We start from the raw sequence: 14,492 nt of genomic DNA on the forward strand, positions 1-14,492 counted from the left end.
CTCCGGCTATCGGGCATACCCATAATCCATTATGATTAGGGAAACACCGAATTTGATTAAGGGACAAAGTATTGTTGTTCAAGGGCCTTAAAAAAAGCCAGAAGATCAGCAGACTGCTGCAGATCGCCATAGCCGTCACTCTGCTGGTCGGCCTGGTCCAGCTGTGGCAGACAAGCCTACTACAAGGGCAGCGGCTTCTGAAGACCCAAACCCAAAAGATGGCCAGATTATTGGTGCAACAAACAGCCTATGGTGCCGCACCGGCGTTGCAACTGCAAAATGATGAGCAGTTGCAGTGGCTGGCCAGCGCCCTGGTGGAAGATCCCAAGGTGATGGCGGCGACTATCTACAGCGAGAATGGCCAGCGGCTATCCTTTGCCCAGGATGTCAGCCCAGAGTTACTGGAGCCGGACGCCCCGGAGCTGGATGATCTGCTGGCGCCCTATCCCCCTTATGTCGAGCCGGTGATCCAGCAAGGTAAAAACCTGGGCTTCGTCGAAGTCAGGCTGGATCCCAAGCTGTTTTTCAATGAGATCAAAGAAGCCCACGAGCTGAATATGGAGCAGCAGCAACTGATGCTGATAGTCGCGGGCTTTATCGGCCTGTTGCTGTCGCGGGCCTTGTCGTTCAAACGCGCCGACTTTGACCGCCGCCGCACCAGAGTCAAGCGCAGGCGTAAAAAGCTTAAACAACAGGAAAAAGCAACCGCCAAGGAAGCTGCGGATACTGAACCTAATGCCACCGAAAGCCAAGATTCAGCCCCGGATACCGGCGGTTCCCAGACCGAGCTTGACGCTGAATCCAACACCAATACGTCTCCCAAACAGGCTGAACAGCCCGCCAAAGCCTCGGCCACAAAGGCTGCCAGGCCAGAGCACTCAGAGGTAAACACTGAACCCGGGATTGGCAATAAAACAGGGGAAAAGGTCCAAACAGAAACAGGCGCTGAAACTTCAGCGCCCCCAATTGACCCAAGTAACCAAAGAGACCAAAGCGAAGCCAACGATAGCCTGATCCCGGATCCTGTCGATGCGGACGATCCCCGCGGTAAACGTCCCTGGCCGGGAGTTGTCCCCAAACGGGAGCCTCAAACTGCAGAAGCAAACAAAAAGAACGAATAGTCCGAGAGCCAGCTTCAGCTGCAGAGCCGCGCTCCAGGAATAAGTGAAAAGGCTTAGAAACAATAAGGGCTCCCGAGGGAGCCCTTATGATGTCAGTTGGTTACCGGATTACAGGGTAATCGCAGCATCCAGCGTCATGACGATCATATCGTTGAAAGTGGTTTGACGCTCATCAGAGCTGGTCTTCTCACCGGTACGGATATGGTCGGAAACAGTTACCACGCAAAGAGCGCGGGCACCGAATTCATGGGCAACACCGTAGAGACCGGCAGCTTCCATTTCCACACCCAGTACTCCCATCTTTTCCATCACGTCGAACATTTCAGAATCCGGAGTGTAGAAGAGATCGGCAGAGAACACATTACCTACACGAATTTTGGTACCGTGAGTCTTGGCTGAGTCGACTACAGCACTCATCAGCTCATAGTTGGCGATGGCAGCAAAGTCCTGACCTTTGAAACGCAGGCGGTTCACCTGAGAATCGGTGCAGGCGCCCATGCCGATGATCACATCGCGCACTTTAACGTCAGTACTGATTGCACCACAGGTGCCTACACGGATCAGGTTCTTGACACCATAGTCCTTGATAAGCTCTGTAGCATAAATGGAGCAGGAAGGGATACCCATGCCTGAACCCATCACAGAGATACGCTTGCCTTTGTAGGTACCTGTGAAACCGAGCATGTTACGTACGTCGGTAACCTGCTCTACGTTTTCCAGGAAGGTTTCGGCAATGTACTTGGCCCGCAGTGGATCGCCAGGGAAAAGTACGGTTTCAGCGAATGCGCCGTCAACTGCATTGATATGTGGTGTTGCCATCGAAATAACCCCGTTAGTTTTATAAAGACTCAAGTCTGTTTATTAAAGACGGCTCCGGCGAGGGAGCCATATCTTGTCAGCGAATAAATGATTCGCCGTATTCCATTGGTTCCAGCTTGAAGTAGCTGGCAATGGATTGGCCGATATCGGCAAAGCTCTTGCGACGTCCCAATGAGCCGGCACTCAAACCTGCGCCATAGGCCAGAACCGGCACATGTTCGCGGGTATGATCTGTGCCTTCCCAAGTAGGGTCGCAACCATGGTCTGCGGTCAGGATAAGCAAGTCATCCTTATTCAGCAGTGCCAGGATTTCAGGCAATCTTGCATCGAAGTATTCCAGTCCCCGGGCATAACCTGCCACATCACGACGGTGGCCATAGTGGGAATCGAAATCCACGAAGTTGGTGAAGACTATGGTGTTGTCACCGGCAGCCTTGACCTGCTCCAGTGTAGCATCGAATAGAGCCTCCAGGCCCGAGGCCTTAACCTTGCTGGTGATACCGCAATGGGCATAAATATCGGAAATTTTACCGACACTGACCACTTGGCCGCCGGCGGCTTTCAGCTTATCCAGCACAGTTTTCGCCGGTGGCTCTACCGCGTAGTCACGGCGATTGCCGGTGCGGGCAAAATCGGCGGCGCCGCTGCCAACAAAAGGTCGCGCTATGACTCGGCCAATATTATATGGCTCAAGCTCTTCACGGGCGATTTCACACAAACGGTAGAGGTTTTCCAGGCCGAAGCTTTCTTCATGGCAGGCAATCTGGAACACGGAGTCGGCCGAAGTGTAGAAGATAGGCAGGCCGGAACGCATATGTTCTTCACCCAATTCTTCCAGAATCGCAGTACCGGATGCGTGACAATTGCCGAGGAAACCGCCAAGGCCGGCGCGCGCCAGGATCTTATCGGTCAATTCTTTGGGGAAAGAGTTTTGCTTGTCGCTGAAATAGCCCCAATCAAACAGCACGGGAACACCGGCCATTTCCCAGTGACCACTGGGGGTATCCTTGCCTGAGCTCAGCTCTTCGGCATGGCCATAAGCGCCTATCAACTCGACATCGGCGTCAAACCCGGGGGCAAACTGACCAGTGCTTTCCATGGCGGCATGTGCCAGCCCCAGACGGCTAAGGTTGGGTAACTTCAACGGCCCTTCACGGCCATCATTGGCACGCCCTTCGGCACACTCCTTGGCGATATGACCAAAGGTATCTGAACCCAGGTCACCAAACTTGACCGCATCACCGGCTGCACCGACGCCGAAGGAATCCAGCATTAAAATAATGGTACGTTTCATACTACTTCTCCTGGAGATCGGCGGCGCGGATGGCGCGATAGATCTCCGGTGTTTTCTCAGGGGCGCTGTCGCCAATGACTATGGCTTTGCGCACCGCGGCAGCGGCTTCTTCGAAGGCGCTTTCTGACTGGGCATGCACTATTGCCAGCGGCTTGTCGGCATTGATTTCATGTCCCAGGGCACAAACCTGTGTCAGGCCGACGCTGTAATCCAGGGCATCACCTGGCTTACGACGACCACCACCCAGAGTGACCACAGCCAAGCCGAGTTCACGGGTATCCATGCTGTAAGCAAAACCGGAACGCTCGGCATATACAGGACGAATAATCTTGGCCTGGGGCAAGTATTTTTCAGGATGTTCGACAAAATCGGCCGGGCCACCCAGTCCGGAAACCATACGGGCGAAGATCTCGGCGGCCTTGCCATTATCCAGCACGGCGTTGAGCTTACTGCGGGCCTCGGCCTCATTAGCGGCAAGACCACCGAGCAGCAACATCTCACTGCAAAGTCCCATGGTGACTTCGTAGAGGCGCGTATTACGATATTTGCCGGTAAGGAAGTTCACCGCCTCGAGCACTTCGACCGCGTTCCCGGCGCAGGAGGCCAACACCTGGTTCATATCTGTCAGCAGAGCCGTGGTCTTGGTACCTGCACCATTGGCAACCGCAACAATAGAACGAGCCAGTTCCTCGGATGCCTGATAAGTCGGCATAAAGGCTCCGCTGCCCACTTTGACGTCCATCGCCAGCGCATCCAGGCTACAAGCCAGCTTCTTCGACAGAATAGAGGCGGTGATAAGCGGGATGGATTCGACAGTGGCCGTGTTGTCACGAATGGAATAGAAACGCTTGTCGGCAGGGACCAGATCGCCGGTTTGACCGATAATGGCCACACCGACCTCTTTAACCACCTTACGGAATAGTTCGCTGTCGGGCTCAGTCTGATAGCCGGGGATGGCGTCAAACTTATCCAGAGTGCCACCTGTGTGGCCCAGACCACGACCGGAAATCATGGGAACATAACCGCCGCAGGCTGCCGCCATGGGGCCAAGCATCAGGCTGATAACATCGCCCACGCCACCTGTGCTGTGTTTGTCTATGACAGGGCCGTCGAGCTGCAGGCTATCCCAATTGAGCACTGTGCCGGAATCACGCATAGCCGTAGTCAGTGCGATGCGCTCATCCATGCTCATGTCGTTAAAATACACCGCCATCCCGAATGCAGCTATCTGACCTTCAGATACGCTGTTATCGGTAATGCCTTTGACAAAGAACTGGATCTCCTCCTTGGAAAGCGCCATTTTTTCGCGTTTTTTACGAATTATCTCTTGTGCCAGAAACATAATACTGCCTCCTTTCTACTGCAACCTTGTCTATAAAAGCCGTTACAGTATTGGGGTTGGACGTCAAATATGTAGTAACTTTATTACAGATACTAGCCAAGTTTTGACGTCACCAAATAGACTTGGATCACAATCAGCGGGGATTAGTAACCTTGAGTCGGTGCTGGAGCGTCAGCCAATTCCAGCGTGTGCAGCAGACTGGCCAGCAGGCTGGATGCACCGAAACGGAAAGTACGGGGTGAAACCCAGTCATTGCCCAGAATACGCTCGGCTGTACCGAGGAATTCAGCGGCTTGGGCGGCATCACGTACACCACCGGCAGGCTTGAAGCCTACTGCGGGGTTCTTTTCACTGATAACGGTCAGCATGATTTCAGCCGCTTCAAGAGTGGCATTGACAGGTACCTTACCGGTAGAGGTCTTGATAAAGTCAGCGCCAGCATCGATAGACAACTCGGAAGCCTTGCGAATAAGCGCCGGGTCTTTCAGTTCACCGGATTCGATGATCACTTTCAAAAGCACATTGTCACCACAGGCTTCTTTACAGGCTTTGACCAGCTCAAAACCAACTGTTTCGTTGCCTTCCATCAATGCACGATAAGGGAATACCACATCCACTTCGTCGGCACCGTAAGCCACTGCTGCACGGGTTTCCAGCACGGCGATAGCGATGTCATCATTGCCGTGAGGGAAGTTGGTGACTGTGGCAATACGGATATCATCGGCGCCCATGGCATCCAAAGTCTTGCGCGCGATAGGAATAAAGCGTGGATAGATACAGATAGCAGCAGTATGACCGGCCGGAGTGTTGGCCTTATGACACAATTCGATCACCTTCTGATCGGTATCATCATCATTCAGGGTGGTCAGATCCATCAGTTGGATGGCGCGCTGTGCTGCTTGTTTTAAATCGCTCATAATTGCTCTCCGAGACATAAAATCAAAGGATTAAAAATCTGTCTTGGCAGCGCCAGAGGGGCTTTTTGTGGTTATTGTTATGGCCGGGCCTTCGGGCGACGCCTGCATTTGACTGCAAATCATCTTTGTAGGGTATTCAACCTTGATAACGAGTATCACGACTTGAATCCTTGAAGACCGGGAAGGGGGAACTCGAGTTCCTTGCCTTGCCGCGAAAAATCCCTTTTAACGCGAGAAATCTGTCAACCTTTACATAAACAAGCTGAACCAGCTTCCGGCTAATATTGCGGGTTCATTGAACCCAACTCACTATAGCTCAGGCTTAGGTAAAGATTAAGTCAGAGCAAAATAAAAACGGGGGTCACCCTAGAGGATAACCCCCATCTACCATTAGAACTTGTAGGTAGCGCTCAGGTAGTGAGACCAACCTGTAGATTCCAGAGCCAGGGCACCGGCACCGTCTTCAAGCAGGTATACGTCTTTAAAGCCTTTCAGGCCATAGCCCAGAGCGTAACGATCTGAGTGCCAGTACAGGCCGAAGAACACGTTACCACCGTTTGTTGTGGTTGGTACGAAAGCAGTCTTGTCTTCGTCAGCACCGAACTGGTAGTCGATGTAACCCTGGAACGACAGGAAGCTCTTGTTGTCGAAGAAGTAGAAAGGCTTGAACCAGTTCATGGAGAACTGATAACCGTTCCATTCTTTGTTATTCAGGTCATAGTATGCATACAGGTTCATGCCGGTTTTACCCAGCCATGGCACCATCACATCAGCACCCACACCCCAGAAAGAGCTGTTAACACCAGTGCCGTCACCATCGTTAACCAGACCGTCCCAGTTGAACAGAGTAGAGAAGTAAACTTCTTGAACTGGGCCGAAAGACAGGTCTTTATTGAATACTGCATCCATGGAGATACGTGGTGCAAACTTCATGAACAGCTTACTTTTACCTGAACCTGGGTTTTTGTCACCGTTATTGGTGTACTGGTTACCCAGGTTAAACACATCAACGTAACCGTACAGATCGAAAATACCTGAACGACCACCGAATTCCATTTCCAGGTAGTTGTGCTGATCACCTGAAGCTGGGTTTTCAGGCTTCTCACCGATAGAGTACATCAGGTTGAACTGCATCCATTTGTAGTCACTGGCGTGCAGGTCAGAACGATCAGCGGCGTAGGCATTGCCTGACATGGCTGCGACCGCTGTAGCGGCTAAAGCTAAAGTTTTAACGTTTTTCATCATCAACCCCATTCATCTTTGGTTCTCGCTACCCTCTTGGAGCAGCATTCTTTTAATTGGCGCCCGCATTCTACCTTCTCCATCCAAAACTACAAGAAAGACAAAATAAAATACGAACACTAAATTTTATATTTGAACAAAAGTACCCATTTCACTCACTAGTCAGAAATATCTGCACTCTTGTTCTGCTCATGTTGCCTACCTAAGTGGGCACAGGAGCCAAGCAAAGCTAATTTGGAAATCGATTGGGTTAACAAGAGGCCTGCGAATTCAGGCCTCTGTTCACTACCGTCTTACAGTGCCAGGAACAAACCGGCCAGAGTCGCACTCATCAGGTTAGCCAGAGAACCGGCAACCACAGCGCGCAGACCCAGTTTAGCCAGATCGTGACGACGATTTGGTGCCATGGCACCCAAGCCGCCCAGCAGAATTGCGATGGAAGACAGGTTAGCGAAGCCACACAGAGCGAAAGAGATAATCGCCTGAGTACGGACTGTCATTGGCGCCTGAGTTTCAGCCACACACATAGGCAACTCTTTAGTGACCTCAGCGGCAACGGCAGTACAGCTCATAGCTGCATCATGGATGTAGGGTGCGAAGTTCATGTAAGCCACAAACTCGTTGACCACTATCTTCTGACCGATGAAAGAACCGGCAACCATGGCTTCATTCCAAGGCACACCGATGAGGTAAGCCAGAGGCATAAATATATAGCCAAGGATCAGTTCCAAAGTCAGGTTTTCCATGCCGAACCAACCGCCGATACCACCTATGATGCCGTTGATCATGGCAATCAAACCGATGAAGGCCAGCAGCATAGCACCAACGTTCAGTGCCAGGTGCATACCGGAAGAAGCACCGGCAGCGGCAGCATCAAGTACGTTGGCAGGCTTGTCTGGATCTTCAGGCAGCTCATCCATGTCGTTCTTGGCAGTTTCAGTTTCAGGATGCATCAGCTTGGCCATCAACAGACCCGCAGGTGCCGCCATGAAAGAAGCCGCAACCAGATACTGGATAGGTACACCCATCTGTGCATAACCGGCCAGAACAGAACCTGCGATAGATGCAAGACCACCCACCATAATGGCGAACAGCTCAGATTGAGTCATGGTTGGAATAAAGGGACGAACCACCAGAGGCGCTTCGGTCTGACCCACGAAGATGTTGGCTGTGGCAGACATGGACTCGGTACGGCTGGTGCCCAGGGCCTTCTGCAGCGCCCCACCCAAAATACGAATGATCCACTGCATGATGCCCAGATAGTAGAGCACAGCGATCAGAGAGGAGAAGAACACGATAACCGGCAGCACGTTCACTGCGAAGATAAAGCCAACTTTGAAGTTAGCCAAATCACCAAACAGGAAGCTGATACCATTTTGTGCATAACCGATAACACTGGAAACAGCATCGGATACGTTCTTGAGAACGTCCTTACCGAACGGCACGTACAAGACAAAACCGCCCAATGCAGCCTGAATTGCCAGTGCACCACCGACAGTTCTAAGATTGATTGCCTTCTTGTTGTTGGACAACAAGAAACCAATCGCGAGTAGGGTGACCACCCCTACCAAGCTCATAAGTATATTCATTAACCATCACCCTATTGTTAACGCTTTTTAATTATGTTGTTAACCAACCTTTTTCCGAGCAAGATTATACCCGACCTCCGGGGCAAAATCGTCGTTTTGATCAAATTTTTGAAGTTAATTTTCAAAAGTTTAGTCACATCACAGAATGCGAGTTACACCTGTTTAATTAAAAGAAACTAAAGCTCAAACAGTTGCATCAAGTTCTGTTGGAGGTGTTCTGATATTAGAACATTGGTTTTTTTCTGCAAATCCGCCAATTCGGCTATTATTTGTACCAATGTCAGGGGGGTATTGCGTTTTTCCGGCAGGAAACTCGGCGTCATTGAGGGCGAATCAGTCTCAACCAACAAGGCATCGAGCGGTAATTTGCCAACTGCATCACGCAGCTTTTTTGCATTTTTATTCAGCAATAAGCCGCCAATCCCCAACTTGAAGCCAAGCTCCAAATAAGCGATCGCCGTCTCATAAGAGCCATTAAAGGCATGAACCACCCCGCCCCGCGGCAGTGAATGCTGTTTCAACATGCCCAAGAGTTCATTATGGGTCTTCACCGAATGCAGTATCAGCGGCAGCTTCAACTCCGCCGCCAAGGCCAACTGCCCTTCCAGCACCCTGTATTGCAGGTTCCAGGGGACATGCGCCGGGTTATCTTGCGCCAGCTCAGCCTTGGGTTTGTCCAAACCACACTCGCCGATTCCTACCATCAGAGGGTCATTTACAGAAGTGAGCTCACTTTTGAGCGCTGTCAGCGCCAGGTCACTCTCGGCAATTGATTTAGGACAATACCAAGGATGTATCCCTAAGGTGAAAGGCAGTTGCAGCTGGTGAGCAATCGCTTTCTGCTTTGACCAATGCCGAGGACTGACACCGGGAATGATAGCACCGCCAATACCGGCGGCTTTCATCGCGGCCATGAGGGCTTGTCTGTCATGATCAAAGTCGCTGAAATCCAGATGAGCGTGAGAATCAAAGATCATGCTGTTCTCCTTCTTTTTGTCTGTCTTTAGCGTCGGCCTCTTGCCCAACTTTTTGCAAAGGAGGATCGCTGAGTCTTGGCATACAGCAGCGCCGATTTTCTTCGGTTAACCCCATGCGATCACAAAAACGGATGTAACTTTGCCAGCACTTTTGAATAAAAAACATCAGAAGATCTCTCAACAACATCCCAATAAAAAAGGTGGAGCAAGCTCCACCTTTATGATTTAGTGTTCCCGGGTCTTGGCAAACTCAATGTCCGGATAGCGCTCCATGGACAAATTGAGGTTAACCATGGTCGGGGCAATATAAGTCAGGTTGTCGCCGCCATCCAGCGCCAGGTTGGTGGAGCACTTGCGCCTGAACTCCTCCAACTTGCGGGCATCGTCACAGTAGACCCAACGCGCGGTTGCCACGTTGATGGCCTCATAGATGGCTTCCACGTTATATTCCGACTTGAGTCTGGCTACCACCACCTCAAACTGCAGCACCCCAACAGCGCCAACGATAAGGTCATTGGTGTCCAGAGGGCGGAAAACCTGTACAGCCCCCTCTTCCGAGAGCTGCACCAAGCCTTTAAGCAGCTGTTTCTGCTTCAATGGATCTTTAAGGCGAATACGGCGGAACATTTCCGGCGCAAAGTTGGGGATCCCGGAGAACTTCAACTCTTCACCTTGGGTAAAGGTATCACCTATCTGAATGGTGCCATGGTTGTGCAGGCCTATGATATCACCGGCATAAGCTTCGGCGGCGCGCTCACGGTCACCGGCCATAAAGGTTACCGCATCGGAAATACTGACGGTTTTCCCTATACGGACATGCTTCATCTTCATGCCTTGGGTGTATTTGCCGGAAACGATACGCATAAAGGCGATACGGTCTCTGTGCTTGGGATCCATGTTCGCCTGGATCTTGAAAACGAAACCGGAAAACTTGTCTTCACCGGCTTCGACCAAACGCTCAGTGGTCTGTCTTGGCATTGGCTTGGGGGCCCAGGCGGTCAGGCCATCCAGCATATGGTCAACCCCGAAGTTACCCAGGGCGGTACCGAAGAACACAGGTGTCAGCTCACCACTTAAGAACAACTCGAGATCAAATTCATTGGAGGCGCCGGTTACCAACTCCATCTCTTCACGCAGCTGCGCTGCCAGATCGCTGCCAACAGCTTGGTCCAACTCAGGGTTATCCAATCCTTTGAGTATCTTCACTTCCTGAATGGTGTGACCGTGACCGGTTTGATACAGGATGGTTTCATCGCGGTGGATATGATAAACGCCTTTGAAAGACTTACCACAGCCTATGGGCCAGCTGACTGGTGCACAGAGAATATCGAGCTCGTTTTCCACTTCATCGAGCAATTCCATCGGATCGCGGATATCCCGGTCGAGCTTGTTCATGAAGGTGACGATAGGGGTATCACGCAGCCGCGTCACTTCCATCAGCTTACGGGTTCTATCCTCAACCCCTTTGGCAGCATCGATAACCATAAGGCAGGAGTCCACCGCTGTCAGGGTACGGTAGGTATCCTCAGAGAAGTCTTCGTGGCCTGGGGTATCCAGCAGGTTAACCAGGCAGTCGTTGTAGGGGAACTGCATCACAGAAGTCGTGACCGAGATCCCCCGCTCCTTTTCCATCTCCATCCAGTCAGATTTTGCATGCTGAGACGAGCCACGACCTTTCACTGTACCGGCAGATTGAATGGCGCGGCCATGGAGCAAGACTTTCTCTGTAATGGTGGTTTTACCCGCATCCGGGTGAGAAATGATGGCGAAGGTGCGGCGCTTGTCCACTTCGACTTTAATACCTGACATGTTCTTCCGTACACTTATGACGCTTGAAAAAGGCGCAAATTATAGCGCCTCACTCAGGCCTTGGCTAGGCAAGGCCTTTGATTGTCAGATAAAGGCAGATCAGTTAGCTGTCTGTTGTACAGGTTGCGGCGTTTGCTCCAGCAATGCCAGTTCCATTCTGGCATATCTGTGCTCGACAAAATCATAGATATTGGTAGCCAGCGCCAGGCGCAGATAATCGGCCGCCTTATCCTTATGGCCTTGCTCGGTCGCCACCTTGGCCAAATAGAAATAGGCTTCACACAAGCGCTCGGCATATTCTTTGGGGTGAGTCAGGCCACTCTTGGCCATGGCAAACACCTGGGACTCATCAACCGCGCCCAGATAATAGTCGACCAGCACAGTCGCCCAGGCATTGTCATCCAGACGGGTGCGGTTGAACTGCAGCCTTGCCAGCGCTTCCTGGGGAGAGAGCTCATATTCGGTCAGATATAGCCACAGCGCCCGGTAACCATCGCTTTCATCCTTAAGGTAAAAGCTTTCCATGTCTTTGGCAGCAAGCTCTTTGCGATCGCCATAGTAGAGGGCAATTCCGCGATTGAGAAAGGCATAATCATATTCAGGCGATAACTCAAGAACCGCATCAAACGCCTCGTAGGCACTTTCAAACTCACCTTCCTGGGTGTAATAGATACCGAGGAAGTTATAGGCATCGGCCAAATCCGGTTGCAATTTCAGCGCCTGATGGAAATCGATACGTCCGAGGATCCTCAAGCCCACGCTGTCGTATATAACGCCGCGATCATAATGAAAACGGGCGCGTTGCTCTGTGGTCAGCTCTGCTCTGGCCAGGATTTCGTTGAGTTTTGCCAGAGTGACTTCCAACTTATAGTCCGGCAAGACGGGGGCAACCAACAATTCACTGTTGGCTTCAGACGCCGGCAGGGAAGCGCATCCCGAAGTCAGCAAACTGGCTCCGGCCAGTACAGAAAACACAGCGGCGCGCAGATTAAAACTCATCCAATCCTTCCTTTGTCATATCCCAATGCAGGCTCAATCATAGCAATACAGCAGTGCCTACGCTATCAAGCCGCAGTGGCAAATCCAAGATAATTTAAGTGGTGGCAATAAAAAAGGAGACCCCAAGGTCTCCTTTTCTCATGCTATGAAAGCTTACTCGGCTGCTTCTGGAGCGGCTTGTTGTGCTTCCTTGATAGACAGGCGTACACGGCCCTGACGATCCACTTCCATTACCTTAACGGTAACTTCCTGGTTCAGTTGCAGGTAGTCGGATACGTTGGCCACACGCTCTTCAGCGATTTGAGAGATGTGTACTAGGCCATCTTTACCAGGCAGTATGTTAACGAAGGCACCGAAGTCAACGATGCGGATAACTTTACCCTTGTAGATACGACCCACTTCCACTTCAGAGGTGATCTCTTCGATGCGGCGGATAGCTTCCTTGGTGGCATCGGCATTGTTTGAAGCAATCTTCACAGTGCCGTCGTCTTCCAACTCGATAGTGGTACCTGTCTCTTCGGTCAGTGCACGGATAGTTGCACCACCCTTACCTATCACTTCACGGATCTTCTCAGGGTTGATCTTGATGGTAGTGATACGTGGAGCATGGTCGGAGATATCGTCACGGGCAGAGCCAATGGCCTGATCCATTACATTGAGGATATGCACACGGGCACCATAGGCTTGCTGCAGCGCAATTTCCATGATCTCCTTGGTGATACCTTCAATCTTGATATCCATCTGCAGTGCGGTTACACCATCACGGGTACCGGCCACTTTAAAGTCCATATCACCCAGGTGATCTTCATCGCCCAGAATGTCAGACAGTACAACGAAGTCATCACCTTCTTTCACCAGACCCATGGCGATACCGGCAACAGAAGTCTTGATAGGTACACCGGCATCCATCAGCGCCAGAGAAGTACCACACACAGACGCCATAGAGCTGGAGCCGTTGGATTCAGTGATTTCAGATACTACGCGCACGCTATATGGGAATTCTTCGGCAGAAGGCATTACTGCGTTGATACCACGCCATGCCAGCTTACCGTGACCGATTTCACGACGCTTGGGTGAACCCACCATGCCGGTTTCACCGACAGAGTATGGAGGGAAGTTATAGTGCAGCATGAAGCGGTTGGTACGCTCGCCCATGATGGAGTCAATCTTCTGCGCATCACGCTCGGTACCCAGAGTACAGGTCACCAGAGCCTGAGTTTCACCACGGGTAAACAGGGCGCTACCGTGAGTACGTGGCAGCACGCCGGCCATCACAGACAGGGCACGCACCATATCAGGCTCACGACCATCGATACGAGGCATACCTTTGATGATGCGGCTACGAACCACTTTCTTCTCCAGGCTACCCAGCAGGCCGTCCAGCTCACGCTGATCCAGCTCAGGGTTTTCCTCGAGCAGCTTTTCGATAGCGGCTTTCTTGACTTCAACTACCGCATCGCGACGCTCATGCTTGGCGATGATCTGGTAAGCGGCGGTAAGACCTTCTTCGGCCAGCGCCTTAACCTTGGCAACCAGCTCTTCGTTGGCAACAGGAGCTGTCCAGTCCCAAGCAGGCTTACCGGCTTCGGCCTTGAGTTCATTGATGGCATTAACCACCACCTGCTGCTGCTCGTGACCGTATACCACGGCGCCCAGCATCACTTCTTCAGGCAGGGCCTTGGCTTCAGACTCCACCATGAGCACGGCGCTCTGAGTACCGGCAACAACCAGATCCAGCTGGCTGTTTTCACGCAATTCTGCACCAGGATTCAGCACGTACTCGCCATTGATGTAACCGACACGTGCCGCCCCCAGAGGACCATTGAATGGAATACCGGAAATAGCCAAAGCAGCAGAGGTACCTATCATGGCCACAATGTCTGGCTCGATCTGTGGATCAACAGAAACCACAGTGATGATCACTTGGACTTCGTTAGTGAAGCCGTCAGGGAACAGTGGACGGATAGGACGGTCAATCAGGCGGGCGATCAGTGTTTCATCTTCGGATGGTCGACCTTCACGCTTGAAGAAACCACCAGGGATCTTACCGGCTGCGTAAGTCTTTTCCTGATAGTTAACAGTCAGCGGGAAGAAGTCACGGCTTGGGTCTGCTTCTTTCTTGCCAACCACAGTCACCAGAACTGTAGTATCGCCCATGCTGGCCAGAACGGCTGCATCGGCTTGGCGTGCAATAACCCCTGTTTCCAGAGTGACTGTGTGTTGACCATACTCAAAACTTTTTACAATAGGATTCACTTGACCCATTCCTTAATTTAATAACCTTGAATTTCGCGCGTAAGTATACTGCAAACATCTTGAATAGATAAAGAGTGCCAGATGATGACAAAGGCGCTTCTTTTTTCTAAAGTGGACTATATCAACC

12 protein-coding genes are annotated in these 14,492 nt (G+C 51.5%); 1 reads left to right on the forward strand and 11 read right to left on the reverse strand.

The features are described 5' to 3' along the window. Positions 1-71 precede the first annotated feature (71 nt). Positions 72-1,121 (forward strand): AhpA/YtjB family protein, encoded by a 1,050-nt coding sequence (locus tag ACMHXI_RS07530; protein WP_413734570.1) that lies wholly within the window; start codon positions 72-74, stop codon positions 1,119-1,121. A 108-nt stretch (positions 1,122-1,229) separates the two neighbouring features. On the opposite strand, the gene deoD is transcribed toward ACMHXI_RS07530, so the two are convergent. The 11 genes from deoD to pnp all read right to left on the reverse strand — a co-directional run bounded on the left by deoD (position 1,230) and on the right by pnp (position 14,365). After that, a complete protein-coding gene (deoD, locus tag ACMHXI_RS07535) occupies positions 1,230-1,940 on the reverse strand; it encodes a purine-nucleoside phosphorylase (RefSeq protein ID WP_413734572.1) in 711 nt (236 codons plus the stop codon). 76 nt (positions 1,941-2,016) lie between these two features. Next, positions 2,017-3,234: a phosphopentomutase gene (locus tag ACMHXI_RS07540; protein ID WP_413734574.1), complete on the reverse strand. Its 1,218-nt coding sequence runs from the start codon at positions 3,232-3,234 to the stop codon at positions 2,017-2,019. A 1-nt stretch (position 3,235) separates the two neighbouring features. After that, on the reverse strand, positions 3,236-4,576 hold the full coding sequence (deoA, locus tag ACMHXI_RS07545) for a thymidine phosphorylase (protein WP_107005629.1): 1,341 nt from the start codon (positions 4,574-4,576) through the stop codon (positions 3,236-3,238). Between the two features lie 143 nt (positions 4,577-4,719). Further along, complete coding sequence (deoC, locus tag ACMHXI_RS07550; protein ID WP_025887927.1) at positions 4,720-5,493, reverse strand: deoxyribose-phosphate aldolase; 774 nt, start codon at positions 5,491-5,493, stop codon at positions 4,720-4,722. 390 nt (positions 5,494-5,883) lie between these two features. Beyond that, entirely contained in the window at positions 5,884-6,735 is an 852-nt protein-coding gene (locus ACMHXI_RS07555; RefSeq protein WP_025009941.1) for an outer membrane protein OmpK, read from the reverse strand. 293 nt (positions 6,736-7,028) lie between these two features. Beyond that, positions 7,029-8,324 carry a NupC/NupG family nucleoside CNT transporter gene (locus ACMHXI_RS07560; RefSeq protein ID WP_025009940.1) on the reverse strand — a complete coding sequence of 432 codons (1,296 nt, stop codon included), beginning with the start codon at positions 8,322-8,324 and terminating at the stop codon, positions 7,029-7,031. A 176-nt stretch (positions 8,325-8,500) separates the two neighbouring features. After that, positions 8,501-9,298, reverse strand: a complete 798-nt coding sequence (locus ACMHXI_RS07565) for a TatD family hydrolase (protein WP_165768850.1) — start codon at positions 9,296-9,298, stop codon at positions 8,501-8,503. Further along, positions 9,291-9,467: a hypothetical protein gene (locus ACMHXI_RS07570; protein WP_162173422.1), complete on the reverse strand. Its 177-nt coding sequence runs from the start codon at positions 9,465-9,467 to the stop codon at positions 9,291-9,293. Before ACMHXI_RS07570 ends, ACMHXI_RS07565 begins: the two co-directional genes overlap by 8 nt. 59 nt (positions 9,468-9,526) lie before the next feature. Further along, positions 9,527-11,110, reverse strand: coding sequence for a peptide chain release factor 3 (gene prfC / locus ACMHXI_RS07575; RefSeq protein WP_025009938.1), 1,584 nt, complete (start codon positions 11,108-11,110; stop codon positions 9,527-9,529). A gap of 99 nt (positions 11,111-11,209) precedes the next feature. Next, positions 11,210-12,109: a lipoprotein NlpI gene (gene nlpI, locus ACMHXI_RS07580; protein WP_028780654.1), complete on the reverse strand. Its 900-nt coding sequence runs from the start codon at positions 12,107-12,109 to the stop codon at positions 11,210-11,212. Between the two features lie 153 nt (positions 12,110-12,262). Beyond that, positions 12,263-14,365, reverse strand: coding sequence for a polyribonucleotide nucleotidyltransferase (gene pnp / locus ACMHXI_RS07585; RefSeq protein ID WP_025009937.1), 2,103 nt, complete (start codon positions 14,363-14,365; stop codon positions 12,263-12,265). Between the last annotated feature and the right edge of the window lie 127 nt (positions 14,366-14,492).

The organism is Shewanella sp. BJSY2023SW005, assembly GCF_047314585.1.
Lineage (GTDB): Bacteria > Pseudomonadota > Gammaproteobacteria > Enterobacterales > Shewanellaceae > Shewanella > Shewanella algae.

Bases quoted from the DNA above. Each gene is read 5' to 3' on its own strand.
- deoD (WP_413734572.1), bottom strand. From the start codon at position 1,940: ATGGCAACACCACATATCAATGCAGTTGACGGCGCATTCGCTGAAACC.
- ACMHXI_RS07540 (WP_413734574.1), bottom strand. From the start codon at position 3,234: ATGAAACGTACCATTATTTTAATGCTGGATTCCTTCGGCGTCGGTGCA.
- deoA (WP_107005629.1), bottom strand. From the start codon at position 4,576: ATGTTTCTGGCACAAGAGATAATTCGTAAAAAACGCGAAAAAATGGCG.
- deoC (WP_025887927.1), bottom strand. From the start codon at position 5,493: ATGAGCGATTTAAAACAAGCAGCACAGCGCGCCATCCAACTGATGGAT.
- ACMHXI_RS07555 (WP_025009941.1), bottom strand. From the start codon at position 6,735: ATGAAAAACGTTAAAACTTTAGCTTTAGCCGCTACAGCGGTCGCAGCC.
- ACMHXI_RS07560 (WP_025009940.1), bottom strand. From the start codon at position 8,324: ATGAATATACTTATGAGCTTGGTAGGGGTGGTCACCCTACTCGCGATT.
- ACMHXI_RS07570 (WP_162173422.1), bottom strand. From the start codon at position 9,467: ATGTTTTTTATTCAAAAGTGCTGGCAAAGTTACATCCGTTTTTGTGAT.
- prfC (WP_025009938.1), bottom strand. From the start codon at position 11,110: ATGTCAGGTATTAAAGTCGAAGTGGACAAGCGCCGCACCTTCGCCATC.
- nlpI (WP_028780654.1), bottom strand. From the start codon at position 12,109: ATGAGTTTTAATCTGCGCGCCGCTGTGTTTTCTGTACTGGCCGGAGCC.